Genomic DNA, 17,696 nt, shown 5'->3' with positions numbered 1-17,696 from the left:
AAGCCATCGCGCTTTGGGGATCCGCAAAACCTCGATTAGAAGTCGTAGCGGGCAGCCAGCTGGAAGTCATCCTTGACGTTGAGCTTACCGCTCTCCTTGCTGTCCAGATTGTTGATACGGTACTCGCCAATCACCCGCAGGTTCTTGTTGAATTTGTACTGGGCACCCAGGGTGTAGTAATCCACGTTGTCTTTCTTGATACCAGCCTTGTCCTGCTCCTGTTTGTTCCACAGGGCCATCAGACCGAAGCCGTTCTCGAAGTTGTAGCCCAGCGCGGCTTCCCAACCGGTGTGATCGGTGCCGGTCGCCAGGAAGTCGCTGCCATCGGCATAGCTCAGGGCTGCGTAGGCGGCCTTGTTATCGAACTTGGCGGAGATCAGCCACAGCTTGGCATCTTCTTCACCGCTCTTGTCGCGGATACCGACGTTGTAGGCGGTACCCAGTGACAGGTTGAACGGGAAGGTATAGGCCACGGCAGCACCGTAGGCGGCGTCGCTATCCTTGCTGGTGGTCTCTTCGGTGTCACCACCGTCGAACTTGTAGCTGGTGTCGAGCTGGAAGCCATTGAACAGGCCGGAGTATTTCAGCACGGAACCGGCGCGGTTGGTGGCGAAGGTATCGGTCTTGGCGCCCAGCGCTTCGTTGCCGTAGCCGTCGGAGAGGGAGACATCAGTCCAGTCGGCCAGGAAACCCGGGGCCCCTTTCTGGCGACCGAAGGTCACGGTGCCCCAGTCAGCGCCGACACCGGCAAACGCCAGACGGGTGCGCAGGTTGTCGGAGTTCTCGCTGATGGTCTTCTCGCTGTCATTGATATACATCTGTACTTCGTACTGAGCCAGAGCCTTCAGGCCGCTCTGGATCTGGGTCTCGGCCTTGGCGCCGAAACGGACAAACTGGTTGGCACCCTGTTTGTCGCTGTATTCGCTTTTCGGTTTGCCGCTGGCATCCAGTTCCTTCTTGTCACCAAAGAAGTGGCCAGCGTAGATACGGCCATAGAGATCCAGCATGGAGGTGTCATTTTTGTACACTTCAACGGCTTGAGCCTGGAAGGCTGCGGTGAGAGCCAGTGCCACTACAGTCAGCTTTTTCATCTTAATCCCTTGTGGTGTTGCAAGCTTTTGTTTTGAAAACGGGGTCATGCTAGGCAGCAGGGATGACAGCGGGGTGACAGTTGGATGAAGAGTCGATGGCAATTGGGTTGCAATTGGATGAATTGGCTACATTCTTGCTCGCAGCGGCTACTTTTGTGCGCAAAGGTTTGCCCTTGTGGTAGAATGCCGCCCGTTTTCGAGCTCCATAGGTTGGATATGCGATGAGACGTGAACTGGCAATCGAGTTTTCCCGAGTGACGGAAGCGGCTGCACTGGCTGGCTACAAGTGGCTCGGACGTGGTGACAAGAATATCGCTGATGGGGCGGCCGTAGCGGCCATGCGCCACATTCTCAACCAGATCGAGATCGATGGTGAGATTGTGATCGGCGAAGGTGAAATTGATGAAGCGCCGATGCTCTATATCGGCGAGAAGGTCGGTACCGGACACGGCGACGCGGTGGATATCGCGGTCGATCCCATCGAGGGTACCCGCATGACTGCCATGGGTCAGGCCAACGCGCTGGCCGTGCTGGCGGTGGGCGACAAGGGTTCTTTCCTGAAAGCGCCTGATATGTACATGGAAAAGCTGATCGTCGGGCCCAAGGCCAAAGGCGCCATCGACCTGGATCAGGCTCTCGAGCTGAACCTGAAGTCCGTGGCCAAGGCGCTGGGCAAGCCGCTCTCCCGTCTGACCGTCATTACCCTGGCCAAGCCGCGTCATGACAAGGCAATCAAGGAGATGCAGGGTCTGGGCGTGCGGGTGTTCGCCATTCCTGATGGTGACGTTGCCGCCTCCATCCTCACCTGTCTGCCGGACAGCGAAGTCGACATGCTGTATGGCATCGGCGGCGCACCGGAAGGGGTGATCTCCGCGGCGGTGATCCGTGCGCTGGATGGCGACATGCAAGCCCGTTTGGTGCCGCGTCACCGCGTCAAGGGCGACAGCCCGGAAGTGCGTGCACTGGGCGAGCAGGAAATTGCCCGCTGCGAAGCGCTGGGTATCGATGTGAACAAGGTGCTCAAGCTGGAAGACATGGCGAAGAATGACAACGTCATCTTCTCCGCTACCGGCATCACCAAGGGTGATCTGCTGGATGGCATCACCAGCGATGGCGTGATGGCGACCACCGAGACTCTGTTGATCCGTGGTAAATCCCGTACCATTCGTCGTATCAAGTCGATCCATTACCTGGAGCGCAAAGACAGCGTGGTACGTGACATCATCCTGTGATGATGGCTCGCTGAACCGGCTGTGTTGTCTGAAGCCCGATCGCCCGTGCGGTCGGGCTTTTTGTTGTGTGCCAGCTACGTTTGTGCCGCCGCTTCGGCTATGGTGGCTCAGACCATCCCAAAGGAGTGGAGTCTATGGAGTGTCGTAGCGGCTGCGCTGCCTGTTGCATCGCCCCCAGTATCAGCAGTGCCATTCCCGGTATGCCAGATGGCAAACCGGCTGGCGTCCCCTGTATCCAGCTCGATAGTACCCTTGGCTGCAAGATCTTCGGTCAACCGGAGCGGCCAGCGGTGTGCGGCGGTTTTCGCCCCATGATGGATGTGTGCGGCAGCCATCGCGCCGAGGCTATCTGGCTGATCGGCGAGCTGGAACGGCTCACCACCTGACGAGGGCAGGGCGAAGAGATAAAAAAAGAGGCCGCATCATGCGGCCTCTCGCGTTTCTGTTTGCCGGGGATCAGATCCCCGCCAGCTCCAGTGCCTGACGATAGTACTCGTTGGCCTTGTTGGTAAGGCGGCGTTTGTCCATCAGCTGGCCGAGGGCGTGGTAGGCGGCGGCGCTCGGCGCCCGCTCCACCTCCTGCTCCAGCAGCTTCTGGGCATCGTCCAGTTGGCCTGCCAGCAGATAGAGCTGGGCCAGTGCGGTGTCCACCTCCGGTTGCCCCTGCTGTTTTTGCAGCAGCGCCAGCAGCGGCTGGTAGCTGTCGAGTTTCAGCTTGGGCAGACGAGCCAGCAACTGGGGCATCGGCTGTTTGCGCAGCGCCTCCTGCCACAGGGTGGCAGCCTCGCCGTCGGCACCCAGCTGGCGCAGCAGATCGCCGTAGCAGGCCAGCAGTTCTGGCTCAAGGCGCAGCTTGCGCGGCAGATCCTGCCATACCGCCTTGAGGGTCTCGAGGCTGCCGGCAGCCTGTTGCAGACGACCAGACCAAGCCTGTTGCAGCAGATCTTCTTCCTGTTTCGGGGTCAGCTTGCCCACCTTGTGCAGTGCCGGTATCAGGTCGCACAGGGCGCTCCAGTCCTGACGGGCCAGATGCACCTGGCGCAGCTGATCCAGCACCATGGGGTGGCGCGGGTTGAGGGCGTAGACTGACTCCAGCATCGCCAGCGCGGTATCGTACTGGCCCTGCTCGATCTGCAACTGGGTCTGGGTCAGGGTGAGCGCTAGCTCGGCTTTGGGATTCTCCTCCTGCGCTTTTTGCAGGTATTGATCCCGGCGTGCATCGTCACCACGGGCCTGTGCCGCCTTGGCGGCGCTCAGGTAGTTGAGCAGCGGGGTGTCGCTGTTGCTGGCCCCCTTGATCATCAGCTTTTCAGCCTGACTGTAGTGCCCTTCGGCCATTGCCAGGGTGGCGGCGACGGTTTGTTGATTGGCCTTGCGGCGGCGGCGCGAGCCGTACCAGCCGAGGGTCTTGCGGCGCAGGCCGAATACCCGACCCAGCAGCCACTCGACGATCAGCAGGGCGCCGTAGAACAGCACGGCCAGGATCACAGCGCTGGTGACGGAGGATTCGATGGTGTAATTGCCAAGAGCAATCAGCACATAGCCCTTGTTACCGGAGGCTTGCGGGCCAAAGATCAGCCCTGCGACCATCACGGCGACCAGAATGATTATACGGATCATGGTGCCCTCCTCAGCTGCTGGCCAGAATGCGTTGCAGGCGTTCGGTCAGCACCTGCTCCAGCATCGCCTGGGTCTTGAATTGGGCCGGATAGTCGATCTGGATCTGCTCACCCTTGAGCTTGTCGATCTCGCCCTGCATGTAGCGGGTGGCGCTGTTGTCGGTGTCGAAATATTGGGTCAGCCAGCGCTGGGCCTTGTCCAGGCTGTCTTCGAAGAGCGCCTGCTGCTCGCGATAGACGGAGAGCTGGGCCTGCAACAGCTTGGTCTTGAGGTTTTCACGCAGGAAGATCTCCTGTTGCGGCGAGAGCAGCGCCTCTACTGCACCATCGCGGCGGCGGATGGTGACGAAGTTCTCGGTGAACTTGACCCAGTTTTTCTTCAGGTTGCTCTCCCACTCGTCGGGATTGGTGCTGACCGCCTGATCCGGCTCGGCCTTGGCTTCCGGCATGCTGACGGTGGAGAGGGGCAGCAGCTCGATCTGGTCGGAGAGCGCAGCCAGCTTGAGGGTCAGCCCCTCGCGGTCGATGCGCGGCATCCCCTTGAGCTTGGCGATATCTTCGGCCAGCGCCTTGCGGATCGGCATCAGGCTGGGGTCGTTGAGGGCGGCGATGCGCTCGTCGGCATTGCCGAGCAAGGTGATGGCGGAGACGAGGTCATGCTCCAGCCACAGTTTGCGGCCCGCCATCCGTACCAGATACTCGGATTCGGCCAGCATCCAGTCGTTGGGACGTTTGTCGTTGAGATCCAGTACCCGGTTCTGCAGACCCTGCATCTCCCCCTGCAGCCGCTGCTGGGTTTGATCCAGCGCGGCCAGCTGCTCGGCATCCTTGCTGCTGGTCTGGTCGATCTTGCTCAGGGCGCTCGCCAGCTGCTGCTTGAGCTGGGCCAGTTCGGCCTGCTGGGCCACGGCGTTCTTGTGACCGTGCAGATAGAGACCGCCGGTCAGGCCAAGGGCCAGCAGGATGGCAACCCCTCCCAGTACGGCACCGGAGCGGCTCTTGCTGCCATTGACCGCAGCGGTCGGCTGGGGTTTGACCTGGGATTCTTGTTGTTCTGTCATTCCATCTTCCTCAGTTCCAGTGCGGCCGTCATGGCCTGGTTGGATGCACCTTGGGCAATCGTGATATGGATAAAGCCCGCGGAGTGGGCCATCTCGGCCACGCGCGGGCTGGGGACCACCAGCAGGCGGTCAAAAAGCCAGGGCCGCTGGTGGTCGGGAACCAGCTCCAGCAGCCGTTGCAGCAGTTCACCACTGGTAATGAGCAGGCTGTCCAGCCCCGCTGCCTGCCAGTGGTGGGTCAATCTGTCCCCGTCTAGCTCGGGGTAGTGGCGCTCATAGGCCGCACAATAGTGCACCAGAGCACCGCGTGAGGCCAGCGTGCTGGCGATGAGATCCCGCCCGCCATTGCCGCGCAGGATCAGCACCCGTTTGCCTGCTACCTGCTGCAGGGCGGGCAGGGCCAGCAGCCCTTCGCTGCGCGGGTCATCCGGGCAGCTTGCCGTGATGCCGATGGCGGCAAACGCATCTGCGCTGGCCTGACCCACCGCAAAGTACTCAATATGTGGCCAGGTCTGACCAGTTTGCAACAGAAAATCGTGTGCAAAATGAACGGCATGGATGCTGACGGCGATAACCGCGTCGGCACTTCGCAGCAGGTCGGGCAGGAGAGGGAGTTCGCTGCCCGCCACGGTTTCCAGCAGCGGGCAGCAGAGTGGTGCATGGCCGTGCTGGCGCAGCAACTGCACCTGCTCGGCGGCCTGAGTGGCCGGACGCACCACCAGCGGGGTCATGCGCGGTAGACCTCGGCGAGGATCTCGTCGGCACCGGCGGCCAGCAGGCGCTGGGCCAACTGCTCGCCGAGGGCCTCCCCATCGGCCAGCGGACCGCGGATCTCGTCGCGGATCACCTGGCTGCCGTCCGGACTGCCCACCAGACCGCGCAGCCAGATCTGCTCGCCTTCGACCAGTGCGTAGGCACCGATAGGCACCTGACATCCCCCTTGCAGGGCGCGATTCATGGCGCGCTCGGTCAGCACCCGGGCGCGGGTCTCGGTGTGCTCCAGCGGCGCTAGCAGAGCGTGCAGCTCAGTATCGTCGAGGCGGCATTCGATGCCGACAGCCCCCTGACCGTTGGCCGGCAGGCTCTGCTCCGGCTCGATAAAGGCGGTGATGCGGTGCGCCATCTCCAGTCGTTTCAGACCGGCGGCGGCGAGGATGATGGCGTCGTACTCACCTGCATCCAGCTTGGCGAGGCGGGTGTTGACGTTGCCACGCAGGTCGCGGATCACCAGATCCGGGCGGGCGGCGCGCAGCTGGCACTGGCGGCGCAGGCTGGAGGTGCCGACAACGGCCCCTTGCGGCAGTTCGGCAATGGCCTTGAAACGGTTGGAAACGAAGGCATCGCGGGGATCTTCCCGCTCGCAGATGGTGTGCAGGCCGAGCCCCTCGGGGAACTCCACCGGCACATCTTTCATGGAGTGAACGGCGATATCGGCCCGTCCTTCCAGCATGGCGGTCTCCAGCTCCTTGACGAACAATCCCTTGCCGCCCACTTTGGCCAGCGGGGTATCGAGGATCTTGTCACCCTGAGTGCTCATAGGCACCAGTTCGACCTGCAACTGCGGGTGCAGGGCTTCGAGCCGGTCTTTGACAAAGTTGGCCTGCCACAGGGCCAGCGGGCTCTTGCGAGTGGCAATTTTCAGGGTTCGGGCTGCCATATCAATCAGTTGTTTCATTTTTAGAAGGAAATCGATATTACCACCCTTTGCCCGGGCTTTCATGGCGGAGCCGGCAAAAGCGGGGCCAAGCTCAAAAATGCATGCTGAAAATGATTTTCATTAAGCAAGTGGTGTTGATTAATTCATTGAATGTATTGAAATTTAATGATTTCCCCTGATACTTGATGTGGTCATACCAGAAATAATCTGGCGTTTAGCTGAAGGCTTGTTTACCACCGCTGTTTGCATTGTTAACATGATCACACTTTTTTGACGTATCCCTCTTTTGGTGCGTCATTTTCACTTAGGTGATAGGCAGGGCATTGCAGGAACACATCGATACGCTGGTTGCGCGTTATGACGATATTACCCGTCTCAAGACGCAACGGGCGTTAGGCCTCATGAGTCGCTATGGGCAGCAGGTATTCCAACTGCTGCCTGTCATGCTGCACTTCAATCATCCCCTGCTGCCCGGTTATGTCTCCGGTGATGTCCCTCATGGCATCTGGAGCTTCAGCGCCACCGCCGAGCAGCAAGCCTTCATCGATGACCTCTGTCGCAACGCCAACTGCCAGAGCGGTCTTGCCACCCATGATCGGGCCATTCAGGGGCTCTACTCCATGGGCAGCACCTCCTCCATCGGTCAGTGCTGTCACTCCGATCTCGATATTTGGGTCTGCCACGTGGCCGGTTTGTCGCAGGAGCGGCTCGATCTGCTGGAGCTGAAATGCCAGCAACTCTCCAAGTGGGCCGAACAGCGCGGGGTCGATCTCAACTTCTTCCTGATCCCGGAAGACAAGTTCCGCCAGACCAACGATGCCCAGATGCAGGGGGAGAGCTGCGGCAGTGCCCAGCACCTGCTGCTGCTCGACGAGTTCTACCGCAGTGCCATGCGTATCGCGGGCAAACGCTTGATCTGGTATCTGGTGCCCACCGAGTGTGATGATCACTACGATGCGTATGTGAACGAGCTGTTCGAGAGCGGCAAGCTCAAGCAGGACGACTGGCTCGATCTAGGCAGTTTTGACCGTATTCCGGCCGAAGAGTATTTCGGCTCCGCCCTGTGGCAGCTCTACAAGGGGATCGACTCTCCCTACAAGGCGGTGCTCAAGTCGGTGCTGATGGAAGCCTACTCCCACGAGTATCCCAACACCCGCCTGCTGTCGATGATTGGTCGCGACTGGTTCCAGCACAACGAGGGGATGCACTACCGGCTCGACAACTACTGTCTGATGCTGGACAAGGTGACCAACTACCTCAAGTCCATCGGCGACATGGCGCGGCTCGATCTGGTGCGCCGCTGCTTCTACCTCAAGGTGTGCGACGGTCTCAGCCATCCCAAGGATGATCACTCCCCCGAGTGGCGTCGCGAGCAGATGAGCCAGCTGGTCTCCTACTGGGGCTGGAGTCAGGAAAAGCTCTATCAACTCGATCATCGCCACGAATGGAAGATCGAAGAGGTGAAGATCGCTCATGCCGAGCTGCTGGAAGCCCTGATGCAGAGCTACCGCAACCTGATCCAGTTCGCTCGCCGCAACAACATCAGCGAGTCGATCAACCCGGAAGATATCGGCATTCTGTCGCGCAAACTCTACGCTGCGTTCGAGAGTCTGCCGGGCAAGGTGCAGCGCATCAACCTCAAGATCGCGCCGGATCTCAGCGAGCCGGATCTCAGCTTCGTGCAGGTGCCTCACGGTCGCCTCAACCGCGCTGGCTGGTATCTCTACAAACATTCGCTGGAGCCGGTGGACATCATTGGCCGCGCGCCGCTGGAGTTCAACGGCTACATCAGCAAGCTGGTCTCCTGGGCCTACTTCAACGATCTGCTGACCCCCCAGTCGCGGGTGCACCTGTTCAATCAGGGCTCGGATCTGCACATCGACAATCTGCACCAGTTCTGCCGCGATCTCTCCGGCTGCTTCCCCGAGAAGTACCCGCTGGCCACCAACCTGGCCCTCAGCCGGCCGTGCGAGATCCGTCAGCTCTCCATCTTCCTCAACCTAGAGATGGACCCGACCAGTCACTGGGTAGGTCAGGTGATCGAATTTGACGCCAACACCGTGGATGTCTTCTCGTTCGGCCGCAATCAGGAGTGTCTGGTCGGCTCGGTGGATCTGGTCTATCGCAACTCCTGGAGCGAGATCCGCACCCTGCATTTCCAGGGGGATGAAGCCGTGGTCGATGCCCTCACCACCATCCTCGGCAAGATGCATCAGGATGCCGCCGCCCCCGAGATGATCGAGGTGTTCTGCTACAGCCAGCACTTCCGTTCTCTGGTGCGCTCCCGCTTCCAGACTTTGGTGGCGGAGTGTATCGACCTGCGCCTTGCCCGCGACAAGCAACAGCTGGTCAAGACCATGGCCCTTGGCCGCGAGAAGTACGGCATCTTCTTCGAGCGGCGCGGGGTGTCGGTGAAGAAGCTGGAGAACGCCATCGATTTTTACCGTCACATCTCCCACAACAAGCTGGATCACCTGCCGCTGCGGCTCGACAAGACCCACAGCCAGCATCTGCCGAGCATCGTCGATGCCTATGCCAGCGAAGGCTTGGTGCAGTTCTTCTTCGATACACGGGATGCGGGCACCAACATCTACATCCTCGATGAGGCGAACCGGGTGGAGATCTACCAGCACTTTGCCGGCAACAAGGATGAGCTGGTGGCGGGGGTCAACCGCTTCTACACCTCCAATCACGAACGGTTCAGCGATGATGGGCAGTTTATCAACTTCAACCTGCCCCAGTACTACGAGATAGTACAAGTGAATGGCGAGCTGGATGTGATCCCCTATCGCAGTCAGGGCACTCTGCGCGAACAGGTGCCGCCCGCTCGGGAAGTGGGCTGACCCGCCAGTTGGAATCGTCATAAAAAACGGCCTGCAGATGCAGGCCGTTTGCTTTTGCGGTTGCTCAGGCGCCGAGGCGAGCCAGCAGCCAGCTGCGAATGTCGCCGAGCTGCGGACGGCAGATCTCGTGACGCATCGGGTACTCGTGCCACTCGGGGACTAGTCCGGCGCTTTCCAGCCGGTTCTTGGCATCCCAACCCAGCGACAGGCTCACCACATCGTCGTAGATGCCGTGCATGTAACAGATGGGCAGGGTGCGGGCGGACTCGCTCATCTCGCCGAGCAGCTTGTCGGGGGCGGCCAGATAGGTGGACATGCAGAGCAGGCCCGCCAGCGGCGTTGGATAGCGCAGCGCGGTGAAGGAGGCTATGACGCCGCCCTGAGAGAAGCCCGCCAGCACGATATGCTCGGGGGCAAACCCGTCGGCCACCAGCTGATCGAGCAATGCGGCAATCTGGTCGGCTGATTCACGCACATGGGACTCCACGGCCCGCTCGGCGGGATCCTCGAAGCTCTTGATGTCGTACCAGCCGCGCATCTTGTAGCCCATGTTGATAGTGATGGGGCGCTCGGGGGCATCCGGCAGCAGGTGACGCACCGGTAAGTCAGCAGGCAGATCCAGCGCGTCCACCAACGGGGTGAGGCCGGTGCCGGAATCACCCAGCCCATGCAGCCAGATCACCGCATGACGGGCACCCTGCGGGTGCAGGTCAATCATGGGAACACCACCTCTTCGCCCGCCTGGGCGGTGCAGGATTGGCTCAGCAGCGCCTTGAGCTCGTGGCCGAAGCGGTTGTCGATCCAGTTTTCCCCTTGCAGTTCGAAGTGGAAGCCGTTCTCGCGGGTGGCGACCCAAATCTGGTGCAGTGGCTCCTGCTTGTTGATGATGACCTTGGTCTTGTTCTCGAAAGAGAGGGTCAATACGCCGCCGTTGCGTTCGCAGTCGATATCCGGATACCCCTCGTCGAGCGTGTCTTCCACATATTGGAAAAAGGCGTCGGTCAGGGCGTGATACTCGTGATCCTTCATCGGTTTATCCTGTTGCTTTTAACAATGTGAGTGCGATTATAGAGGGCCAAAAATTTTTTCGCAGCGAACCATTATGATCACCCAGTTCACCAAGTGTCTGCTTGCCACTCTTCTGTCCCTCGGGTTGGCCGCGTGCGGTCTGAAGGGGCCGCTCTATATGCCGCCCCCCGAGCAGCCACAGAGCCAGAGTACACCGCAAGCAGCACCGCCTGCGACCACTGAGGCTGCCACCGAGGCCGCGCCGCACTAATGCCGCACCCATTCTAGGAAGGAACCGCCCCCTTGGATCACTTTAACTACGACGCCGCCGGCCAGCTTCAGGCCGAGCAAACCTCGCTGCAACAGCTTGCCGAGCAGTACGGTACCCCGCTTTACGTCTACTCCCGTGCGACCCTCGAGCGCCACTGGCATGCTTTCGACAAGGCCGCTGGCGATATTCCCCATCTGATCTGCTACGCGGTGAAGGCCAACTCCAACCTGGCGCTGCTCAACCTGCTGGCCCGTCTGGGCTCGGGGTTTGACATCGTCTCCGGTGGCGAGCTGTCGCGTGTACTGGCGGCGGGCGGTGATCCGGCCAAGGTGGTCTTCTCCGGGGTGGCCAAGAGTGAAGCGGAGATGCGCCTTGCGCTGGATAAAGAGATCCTCTGCTTCAATCTGGAGTCGGAAGCCGAGCTGGAGCGCCTCAATCGGGTGGCGGGCAGCATGGGCAAGAAGGCTCGCGTCTCGGTGCGGGTCAATCCGGATATCGATGCCGGTACTCACCCCTATATCTCCACCGGCCTCAAGCAGAACAAGTTCGGCATTCCCATCGAGCTGGCGCCAGCCATCTATCGCAAGGCGGCCGCGATGGCGAACATCGAGATCGTCGGGGTGGATTGCCATATCGGCTCGCAACTCACTGAATTGAATCCCTTTATGGAGGCGGCTGACAAGTTGCTGCGGCTGATCGACGGTCTGGCTGCAGAAGGGATTCATATCCATCATCTGGACGTGGGGGGCGGTCTGGGGGTCAACTACGGTTCCGAGCAGCCACCCCATCCGACCGAGTATGCCGAAGCGCTGAAGCAGAAGCTGGCGGGCCGGGATCTGACCCTGCTGTTCGAGCCGGGCCGTGCCATCGTCGCCAATGCCGGCGTGCTGCTGACCCGGGTCGAGTACCTGAAACCGGGCGAAACCCGCAACTTCGCGCTGATCGATGCCGGCATGAACGACATGTTGCGCCCCTCGCTCTACGGCGCCTGGATGAACATCATCGAGGTGGATAGCCGTGCCGGTCATGCTCCCGCGCTCTATGACGTGGTGGGCCCGGTGTGCGAGACCGGCGACTTCCTCGGCAAGGAGCGCACCCTGGCTATTGCCGAGGGTTCCCTGCTGGCAGTGCGCTCGGCCGGTGCCTACGGCTTTACCATGTCATCCAACTACAACACCCGTCCGCGCGCTGCCGAAGTGCTGGTGGATGGTGCCGAGGCGCACCTGATCCGCGAGCGTGAGCAGTTGGCCGATCTCTGGCGCGGTGAGCACCTGCTGCCCTGATGCAGTAGATAGAGATGACAGAATTTTACAGCCCTGACAGCACAGGAGTACGCGATGTGTACAGATTGTTCCAGGATGCATGGGGCTGTGGCCAATGACTTCATAGTGGTTGATGGTGAGTATTTACAGCCCTAACAGCACAGGAATGCACGATGTTGATAGATTTTTCCAAGATGCATGGCTTGGGCAACGACTTCATGGTGGTGGATGGCGTCACCCAGAAGGTATTTTTCAGCAATGACGTCATCAAGAAGCTGGCAGATCGCCACTTCGGGATCGGCTTTGACCAGCTGCTGCTGGTGGAGCCGCCCTATGACCCTGAACTCGACTTTCACTATCGCATTTTCAATGCCGATGGCAGCGAGGTGGAGCAGTGTGGCAACGGTGCCCGCTGTTTTGCCCGTTTCGTGCGTCTCAAGGGGCTGATCAACCGGGATCGCATCGCGGTCAGTACCGCCCGGGGTCGCATCGTGTTGCAGCTGGAGGGGGAGAACCAGGTCACGGTCAACATGGGGGTTCCCCAGTTTGAGCCGGGCAAGATCCCGTTCCGGGCCCAGAAGGCAGAGAAAACCTATCTGTTGCGGGCACAGGAGCATACCGTGATGTGTGGCGTGGTCTCCATGGGCAATCCCCACTGCGTCATCGAGGTGCCTTCGGTCGCCGATGCACCGGTCGAGACGCTCGGTGCCATCATGGAGCGCCACGAGCGTTTCCCTGAGCGGGTCAACGTCGGTTTCATGGAGATGGTCAATGCCACCGAGATCAAACTGCGTGTATTCGAGCGGGGCTGTGGCGAGACCCTGGCCTGCGGTACCGGGGCCTGTGCGGCGGCGGTGATTGGCATCAGTCAGGGCAAGCTCAAGGAGCGGGTCACCGTCAGCTTGCCGGGCGGCAAGCTGACCATCGCCTGGAAGGGACCGGGCCAGCCGGTCTATATGACAGGTCCCGCCGAGCATGTGTTTGACGGCCAGATAGAGGTTTAGCCGATAAAGGTTCAGGTACGGGGGGCGTTGGCCCCCCTTTGCCCAAGATGTCGGGGCAGCGAGCCCCATTTCTCTGATGGATCAACCAATTTATGAGCGAACTCAAACGGCAGGAGCAATCGGTGGATGAAGCCACTGTGCTGGAGTACCTGGCCCGTTATCCCGAGTTTTTCCAACGCCATGCCGCCGTGCTGGACCGGATTCACATTCCCCATGAACGCAAAGGGTCGGTCTCGCTGGTCGAGCGCCAGCTGGAGCGCCAGCGCGAGCGGATCGAACAGCTGGAGCAGGAGATCACCGAATTGATGGGGATCGCCAGCGAGAACGAACGGATCTTCCGGGTCTATGCCGATCTCTATGGCGAGCTGTACGGTTGCCAGACCCTGTTCGAGGTGAGTGCCGTGATGGGCAAGGCCTTTGTCCAGCGGCTGCGCCTGACCGGGCTGCGGCTCTGGCTCAATCCCAAGAAGTTTGCCCTGAGCGGGCCCGAGCAGCGTTTTCTGGCACAGGGCAAGCAGCTCGAATCCCTGCTGGGTCAGCGTCTGCCGGGGCAGGATTACTACTTTGGCCGCCTGAGCCAGAGTGAGAAGCAGGCACTGTTTGGCCACGATGTGCTGGTCAACTCGGTGGCCCTGATGCGGCTCGGCGATCTCGGTGTGCTGGCCTTCGCCAGCTCGGATCCCGGCCACTTTACTCCCCATAACGACACCCTGCTGCTGGGCCAACTGGGGCGCCTGCTGCAACTGCGTCTGCCCGAGTTGACTCATGGCTAGAACACCGGCCAGGGCACCCGCCAAAGCTCCCGTCGTCGCACCGCCACTGCCTGCGGCACTGGCGGACGAGCTGGCGGCCTTTATCGAATACTTGAGGGTCGAGCGTCAGCTCAGCCCTCATACCCGCAATAACTATCAAGCCCATCTGGAGGCGATGACCGCCGAGCTGGTGGCCCTCGGGCTCACTGATTGGGGTCGGCTCGAGGCGAGTCAGGTACGCACTCTGGTGACCCGGATGCACAAGGCGGGCCTTGCTCCTCGTTCCCTTTCCACCAAGGTTTCTGCCCTGCGCAGCTTTTTCGACTGGCAGGTGCGGCAGGGGCGGCTGACCGCCAATCCGGCCCGTGGCATCGTCACCCCCAAACAGGGGCGGCCGCTGCCGAAAAACCTCGATGTGGACGAGATGCACCAGCTGCTCAACATCACCGACGAGCAGGATCCGCTGGCGGTGCGGGATCGCGCCATCATGGAGTTGATGTACTCTTCAGGGCTGCGTCTGGCTGAGCTGGTGGGGATCAATCTGGTGGATCTGAAGCTCGACGACCGCCAGCTCAAGGTGACCGGCAAGGGCTCGCGGGAGCGGGTGCTGCCCATCGGCCGGATGGCGGTCGAGTGGCTGCAGAAGTGGCTCAAGGTGCGCCCGCTGCTGGCCGGGGACGAGAGCGAGGCGCTGTTTGTCTCCAGCCGCAAGCAGCGGCTGTCGGCCCGCTCGGTGCAGGCCCGCCTCGATGGCTGGGGCAACAAGCAGGCGCTCAACGCCCACGTCCATCCCCACAAGCTGCGCCACAGCTTCGCCACCCATATGCTGGAGTCCTCCGGCGATCTGCGGGCGGTGCAGGAGTTGCTGGGACATGCCGACCTCTCTACCACCCAGATCTATACCCACCTCGACTTCCAGCATCTGGCCAAGGTTTACGACAGCGCCCACCCCAGGGCCAAGCGTGACCCGGATGCGCAGGACGATGAATAACGGGCCCTGAGCCCCGTTGCAGAGGAGAGTCCATGCACTTCTATCGCCGCTGGCAGCCGGTTGCTGCCATCTCGTTTGACCTCGATGACACCCTCTATGACAACGGCCCCGCCATCGTGCGCGCCGAGCAGTGGATGCTGAGCCATCTGCGCAGCGAATATCTGGCCACCGCCATGCTCGACAAGCCGCGCTGGCTGGAGCTAAAACGCACCGTGTTGCTGGCCAGGCCCGAGCTGCGCCACGATGTCAGTCTGGCGCGCCAGCAGACCATCCACGCCGCCATGGTCGAGGGGGGGATGGCCGACCAGCAGGCCAGCCGCGAGGCGGAGCAGGTGTTTGCTGCGTTTCTGGCAGAGCGCTCGAAGATCGAGGTGAGCGAGTCCACTCATCAGCTGCTGGCCAGACTAGCCGAACGCTACCCGCTGGTGGTCATCACCAACGGCAATCTGGATCTGGTTCAGGCTGGGCTGGATCGCTACTTCACGCTGGTCTGCAAGGCGGGGGCGGGCGCCAGAATGAAACCGGCGCCGGATATGTTTGAGCAGACCCGCAGTGCCCTCAAGCTGCCAGCAGAGCGGATCCTCCATGTGGGGGATCATCCCGAGACCGATGTACTGGGTGCCCGCTGGCACGGCTTTCGCGCCGCCTGGCTCAACGAGCGGCAGCAACCGTGGCAACAGCTGCAACTGTTGCCGGACGTGGAGCTGACGGCACTGGAGGAGCTGGCCGAGCTGCTGCTCTGATGGCGCTGGCGGGTGGCCCGGCTCAGGCGGTAATGGCTGTCAGCGAATAGCGATATATGGCAAGGGGTCACGACCGCTATTTGCGGCAAATCAGCCCGAGCAGGGTGTAGCGGTCGCGCTGGTTGACGCGGCAGTAGCTGATGCCGACGGGCAGCGCCTGCTGCAGGGTGATGGCGCTGTTCTGATAGCGGCAGACCAGATAGAGCGGGCGCAGGCTGCCATCGAGCTGGCTCCAGTAGTGGATTTCGTCGCTGTCGCCATTATCCGGTTTGAGTTGGGCCAGCTCGGCAGGATCTCCGTCGAACAGGGCCAGATTATCGAGTCGGTGGCTGAGGGTTTCGTCCGGTTTGCCATCGTCATTGCGGGTGAACGCCTGCCAGCCCTGCTGCGGGGTCAGCAGCTGTTGGCGACTCTCGATGGTGGCGGGACAATAAAATTGCAGGCTGGTGGCAAGGGCCAGGGTTGTCAGTAACATGGCTGCTGTTCTCTCTTCACGTCCTCAACAAGATGCCATGCTACGTCATCTGCCCCCGAACAGCTTCATCAGTTTATCAAGCAGATCAAGCTGTTGTGGTGGCTGTTTCATGGCTTCCGCCTCCCGCTCCAGCAGCGCCCGCTGCTCCTGCTGGCGGTCGCTCAGCACCCGGTAGAGGGGCTCGACCAGCGCCTCGCGCTGCATCACCAGCTCCTGAAACATTGCCTGATTGATGCGATAGGTTTCGACGGTGGCCACCGCCCGTACCGTGAAGGAGCTGGGCTCGCCGGTGAGCAGGCTCAGTTCGCCAAAAAAGTCCCCCGCGTTGAGCGTACCAAGCTTCAGCTCTCGCCCTTCGACATTGACCACCATCTCGGCCTCCCCTTTGACCAGCACGAACAGCCAGCTGGAGACATCCCCCTGCTCCAGCATGATGTCGCCGCTGACGAAGGGGGCGAACTTCACCTGATCGGCCAGCTGGAGCAGCTCGTTCTCCTGCAACATGGCAAACAGCGGCAGCTTGCGCAGGGTATCGGTTCGTTCGGCGGTGTGGCGCTTGTGGCGGGCATCCAGATGCTGCTTCTCCTTGGCCATAAAGACGTTGAAGATCGGCGGGGTGAGGCGGCGATCGTTGCGGCGCAGGGCGGCATCGATAAGGCTGCGCACCATGGAGTCGGTCGGATCGTCGCGAGCCAGGTCAGTGAGCCAGTAGCGCACTGCATAGCGGGCAATCCCTCCTTCGACGTTCATCAGCAGGCAGTCCGGTTGCGGATGCTTGGCGACGCAGGGGAGCTTGGTCTCTCGCAGGGATTTCTCGATCAGGGCGATGATCTGGGTCGGCAGGGTATCCAGGGTCAGATCGAACCAGACCCAGCGCCGCCACTGCAGCGGCTCGCCACGGCGACGCCCGAGCACGGTGAAGCGCTGTTTGAGCAGATGGCTGTTGGGGATAACCACAGTTTCCCAGTTGCGGGTCTCGATGGTGGTAGCACGCCAGTTGATCTCCACTACCCGGCCCTGGGTGGTGTCGACTTGCAGCCAGTCACCGATGGCGATGGAGTTGTCGAGCTGAATGGAGACCCCGGCCAACAGGTTGCCAAGGGTGTCCTGCATGGCGAAGGCGATGACCGCGGTGATGACCGCCGAGGTGGTGACTATCTCCCCGAGCGCCATGCCGGAGGCGTAGAGGCGAAACAGACCCCAGCCGATATAGCCGATGGTGATGACGATATCGGCGATGATCCGCGGGATCCGCACATGGCAGAGGGGGAGCAGAAACTCGAACAGCAGGATCCCCCATATCTTGACCAGTATCAGGCCGGCCAGCAGGGTTGAAATCTCGATCAGCAATTGATGGGGCAGCGGCAGTTTGAACCAGCCCCCTTCCAGCTGGATCAGCAGGATCACCACCGCGCTTATCATCACGAAACTGAGCTCGGAGAGCAGCTCCCGTCGCTGTCCCGGACGGCGCCAGAAGTGGATCAGCATCAGGGAGAGGGTGAGCAGGGTCCAGAACGGGTGTTCGCCAATCCAGATCAGCGTCGGTAGCGCGGTGAGGTTTTCGCCAGCCATAGCAGCACCTTATTGTGGTTTTATTTCCAGCATAGCTGCTGCGGCGCGGGGAAATGGTGCGTTGGGGCGGCAATTTATTTATCCTGTGCAGAACCGGGTAAAGGAGTGCGATTGA

At 61.1% G+C, this 17,696-nt stretch carries 18 protein-coding genes; 9 read left to right on the top strand and 9 right to left on the bottom strand.

Going from position 1 to position 17,696, the window contains the following annotated elements:
• Window positions 1-35: 35 nt before the first annotated feature.
• Window positions 36-1,091 carry a porin gene (locus AB5Y86_RS12715; protein WP_019444867.1) on the bottom strand — a complete coding sequence of 352 codons (1,056 nt, stop codon included), beginning with the start codon at window positions 1,089-1,091 and terminating at the stop codon, window positions 36-38.
• A 221-nt stretch (window positions 1,092-1,312) separates the two neighbouring features.
• On the opposite strand from AB5Y86_RS12715, the gene glpX reads away from it, so the two are divergent.
• Entirely contained in the window at window positions 1,313-2,323 is a 1,011-nt protein-coding gene (gene glpX / locus AB5Y86_RS12710; protein ID WP_005336386.1) for a class II fructose-bisphosphatase, read from the top strand.
• 134 nt (window positions 2,324-2,457) lie between these two features.
• Window positions 2,458-2,709 (top strand): YkgJ family cysteine cluster protein, encoded by a 252-nt coding sequence (locus AB5Y86_RS12705; protein WP_075115810.1) that lies wholly within the window; start codon window positions 2,458-2,460, stop codon window positions 2,707-2,709.
• 70 nt (window positions 2,710-2,779) lie between these two features.
• Here AB5Y86_RS12705 and AB5Y86_RS12700 read toward each other — a convergent pair whose 3' ends face one another.
• From AB5Y86_RS12700 to hemC, 4 genes are read right to left on the bottom strand one after another with little or no spacing between them, the layout of a single operon-like run.
• Window positions 2,780-3,943, bottom strand: coding sequence for a heme biosynthesis HemY N-terminal domain-containing protein (locus AB5Y86_RS12700; RefSeq protein ID WP_368192987.1), 1,164 nt, complete (start codon window positions 3,941-3,943; stop codon window positions 2,780-2,782).
• 10 nt (window positions 3,944-3,953) lie between these two features.
• A complete protein-coding gene (locus AB5Y86_RS12695; RefSeq protein ID WP_368192986.1) occupies window positions 3,954-5,003 on the bottom strand; it encodes a uroporphyrinogen-III C-methyltransferase in 1,050 nt (349 codons plus the stop codon).
• On the bottom strand, window positions 5,000-5,734 hold the full coding sequence (locus tag AB5Y86_RS12690) for a uroporphyrinogen-III synthase (protein WP_368192985.1): 735 nt from the start codon (window positions 5,732-5,734) through the stop codon (window positions 5,000-5,002). The genes AB5Y86_RS12695 and AB5Y86_RS12690 overlap by 4 nt, the downstream gene beginning before the upstream one ends.
• Window positions 5,731-6,660 (bottom strand): hydroxymethylbilane synthase, encoded by a 930-nt coding sequence (gene hemC / locus AB5Y86_RS12685; protein WP_368192996.1) that lies wholly within the window; start codon window positions 6,658-6,660, stop codon window positions 5,731-5,733. The genes AB5Y86_RS12690 and hemC overlap by 4 nt, the downstream gene beginning before the upstream one ends.
• Before the next feature lie 323 nt (window positions 6,661-6,983).
• Here hemC and AB5Y86_RS12680 point away from each other — a divergent pair, with 323 nt between their 5' ends.
• Window positions 6,984-9,503 carry a class I adenylate cyclase gene (locus tag AB5Y86_RS12680; RefSeq protein WP_368192983.1) on the top strand — a complete coding sequence of 840 codons (2,520 nt, stop codon included), beginning with the start codon at window positions 6,984-6,986 and terminating at the stop codon, window positions 9,501-9,503.
• 64 nt (window positions 9,504-9,567) lie between these two features.
• Here the strand turns inward: AB5Y86_RS12680 and AB5Y86_RS12675 are convergent, their stop codons facing one another.
• Together AB5Y86_RS12675 and cyaY are read right to left on the bottom strand one after the other, a co-directional pair.
• Window positions 9,568-10,221 carry an alpha/beta hydrolase gene (locus tag AB5Y86_RS12675; RefSeq protein ID WP_368192981.1) on the bottom strand — a complete coding sequence of 218 codons (654 nt, stop codon included), beginning with the start codon at window positions 10,219-10,221 and terminating at the stop codon, window positions 9,568-9,570.
• Window positions 10,218-10,532 (bottom strand): iron donor protein CyaY, encoded by a 315-nt coding sequence (gene cyaY / locus AB5Y86_RS12670; protein ID WP_368192980.1) that lies wholly within the window; start codon window positions 10,530-10,532, stop codon window positions 10,218-10,220. The genes AB5Y86_RS12675 and cyaY overlap by 4 nt, the downstream gene beginning before the upstream one ends.
• Before the next feature lie 73 nt (window positions 10,533-10,605).
• Here cyaY and AB5Y86_RS12665 point away from each other — a divergent pair, with 73 nt between their 5' ends.
• From AB5Y86_RS12665 to AB5Y86_RS12640, 6 genes are all read left to right on the top strand, one after another.
• Complete coding sequence (locus AB5Y86_RS12665; protein ID WP_019444858.1) at window positions 10,606-10,782, top strand: lipoprotein; 177 nt, start codon at window positions 10,606-10,608, stop codon at window positions 10,780-10,782.
• Window positions 10,783-10,814: 32 nt separating this feature from the next.
• Window positions 10,815-12,065, top strand: a complete 1,251-nt coding sequence (gene lysA / locus AB5Y86_RS12660) for a diaminopimelate decarboxylase (protein WP_075115816.1) — start codon at window positions 10,815-10,817, stop codon at window positions 12,063-12,065.
• Between the two features lie 152 nt (window positions 12,066-12,217).
• Complete coding sequence (gene dapF, locus AB5Y86_RS12655) at window positions 12,218-13,048, top strand: diaminopimelate epimerase (protein ID WP_005336371.1); 831 nt, start codon at window positions 12,218-12,220, stop codon at window positions 13,046-13,048.
• A 92-nt stretch (window positions 13,049-13,140) separates the two neighbouring features.
• Complete coding sequence (locus AB5Y86_RS12650; RefSeq protein WP_323889012.1) at window positions 13,141-13,821, top strand: DUF484 family protein; 681 nt, start codon at window positions 13,141-13,143, stop codon at window positions 13,819-13,821.
• Window positions 13,814-14,791 carry a tyrosine recombinase XerC gene (gene xerC, locus AB5Y86_RS12645; RefSeq protein ID WP_368192979.1) on the top strand — a complete coding sequence of 326 codons (978 nt, stop codon included), beginning with the start codon at window positions 13,814-13,816 and terminating at the stop codon, window positions 14,789-14,791. The genes AB5Y86_RS12650 and xerC overlap by 8 nt, the downstream gene beginning before the upstream one ends.
• A 32-nt stretch (window positions 14,792-14,823) precedes the next feature.
• The gene (locus AB5Y86_RS12640; protein WP_338710927.1) at window positions 14,824-15,534 is read left to right on the top strand and encodes an HAD-IA family hydrolase; all 711 of its coding nucleotides are present in this window, start codon (window positions 14,824-14,826) and stop codon (window positions 15,532-15,534) included.
• Window positions 15,535-15,610: 76 nt separating this feature from the next.
• On the opposite strand, the gene AB5Y86_RS12635 is transcribed toward AB5Y86_RS12640, so the two are convergent.
• Both AB5Y86_RS12635 and AB5Y86_RS12630 read right to left on the bottom strand, forming a co-directional pair.
• Window positions 15,611-16,009, bottom strand: coding sequence for an STY0301 family protein (locus AB5Y86_RS12635; protein WP_368192978.1), 399 nt, complete (start codon window positions 16,007-16,009; stop codon window positions 15,611-15,613).
• 45 nt (window positions 16,010-16,054) lie between these two features.
• Window positions 16,055-17,581: a cyclic nucleotide-binding domain-containing protein gene (locus tag AB5Y86_RS12630; RefSeq protein WP_005356684.1), complete on the bottom strand. Its 1,527-nt coding sequence runs from the start codon at window positions 17,579-17,581 to the stop codon at window positions 16,055-16,057.
• Window positions 17,582-17,696 lie beyond the last annotated feature (115 nt).

It is taken from the genome of Aeromonas sp. s8, from assembly GCF_040907785.1.
GTDB classification, from domain to species: Bacteria; Pseudomonadota; Gammaproteobacteria; order Enterobacterales; family Aeromonadaceae; genus Aeromonas; species Aeromonas veronii.
The sequence above is the reverse complement of the archived record's forward strand: the minus strand, read 5'-3'. Positions and strand labels throughout refer to the sequence as shown.

Bases quoted from the DNA above. Each gene is read 5' to 3' on its own strand.
- AB5Y86_RS12700 (WP_368192987.1), bottom strand. From the start codon at position 3,943: ATGATCCGTATAATCATTCTGGTCGCCGTGATGGTCGCAGGGCTGATC.
- AB5Y86_RS12690 (WP_368192985.1), bottom strand. From the start codon at position 5,734: ATGACCCCGCTGGTGGTGCGTCCGGCCACTCAGGCCGCCGAGCAGGTG.
- AB5Y86_RS12650 (WP_323889012.1), top strand. From the start codon at position 13,141: ATGAGCGAACTCAAACGGCAGGAGCAATCGGTGGATGAAGCCACTGTG.
- AB5Y86_RS12665 (WP_019444858.1), top strand. From the start codon at position 10,606: ATGATCACCCAGTTCACCAAGTGTCTGCTTGCCACTCTTCTGTCCCTC.
- hemC (WP_368192996.1), bottom strand. From the start codon at position 6,660: ATGGCAGCCCGAACCCTGAAAATTGCCACTCGCAAGAGCCCGCTGGCC.
- AB5Y86_RS12675 (WP_368192981.1), bottom strand. From the start codon at position 10,221: ATGATTGACCTGCACCCGCAGGGTGCCCGTCATGCGGTGATCTGGCTG.
- cyaY (WP_368192980.1), bottom strand. From the start codon at position 10,532: ATGAAGGATCACGAGTATCACGCCCTGACCGACGCCTTTTTCCAATAT.
- glpX (WP_005336386.1), top strand. From the start codon at position 1,313: ATGAGACGTGAACTGGCAATCGAGTTTTCCCGAGTGACGGAAGCGGCT.
- AB5Y86_RS12630 (WP_005356684.1), bottom strand. From the start codon at position 17,581: ATGGCTGGCGAAAACCTCACCGCGCTACCGACGCTGATCTGGATTGGC.
- AB5Y86_RS12705 (WP_075115810.1), top strand. From the start codon at position 2,458: ATGGAGTGTCGTAGCGGCTGCGCTGCCTGTTGCATCGCCCCCAGTATC.
- AB5Y86_RS12715 (WP_019444867.1), bottom strand. From the start codon at position 1,091: ATGAAAAAGCTGACTGTAGTGGCACTGGCTCTCACCGCAGCCTTCCAG.
- AB5Y86_RS12695 (WP_368192986.1), bottom strand. From the start codon at position 5,003: ATGACAGAACAACAAGAATCCCAGGTCAAACCCCAGCCGACCGCTGCG.
- dapF (WP_005336371.1), top strand. From the start codon at position 12,218: ATGTTGATAGATTTTTCCAAGATGCATGGCTTGGGCAACGACTTCATG.
- xerC (WP_368192979.1), top strand. From the start codon at position 13,814: ATGGCTAGAACACCGGCCAGGGCACCCGCCAAAGCTCCCGTCGTCGCA.
- AB5Y86_RS12640 (WP_338710927.1), top strand. From the start codon at position 14,824: ATGCACTTCTATCGCCGCTGGCAGCCGGTTGCTGCCATCTCGTTTGAC.
- AB5Y86_RS12635 (WP_368192978.1), bottom strand. From the start codon at position 16,009: ATGTTACTGACAACCCTGGCCCTTGCCACCAGCCTGCAATTTTATTGT.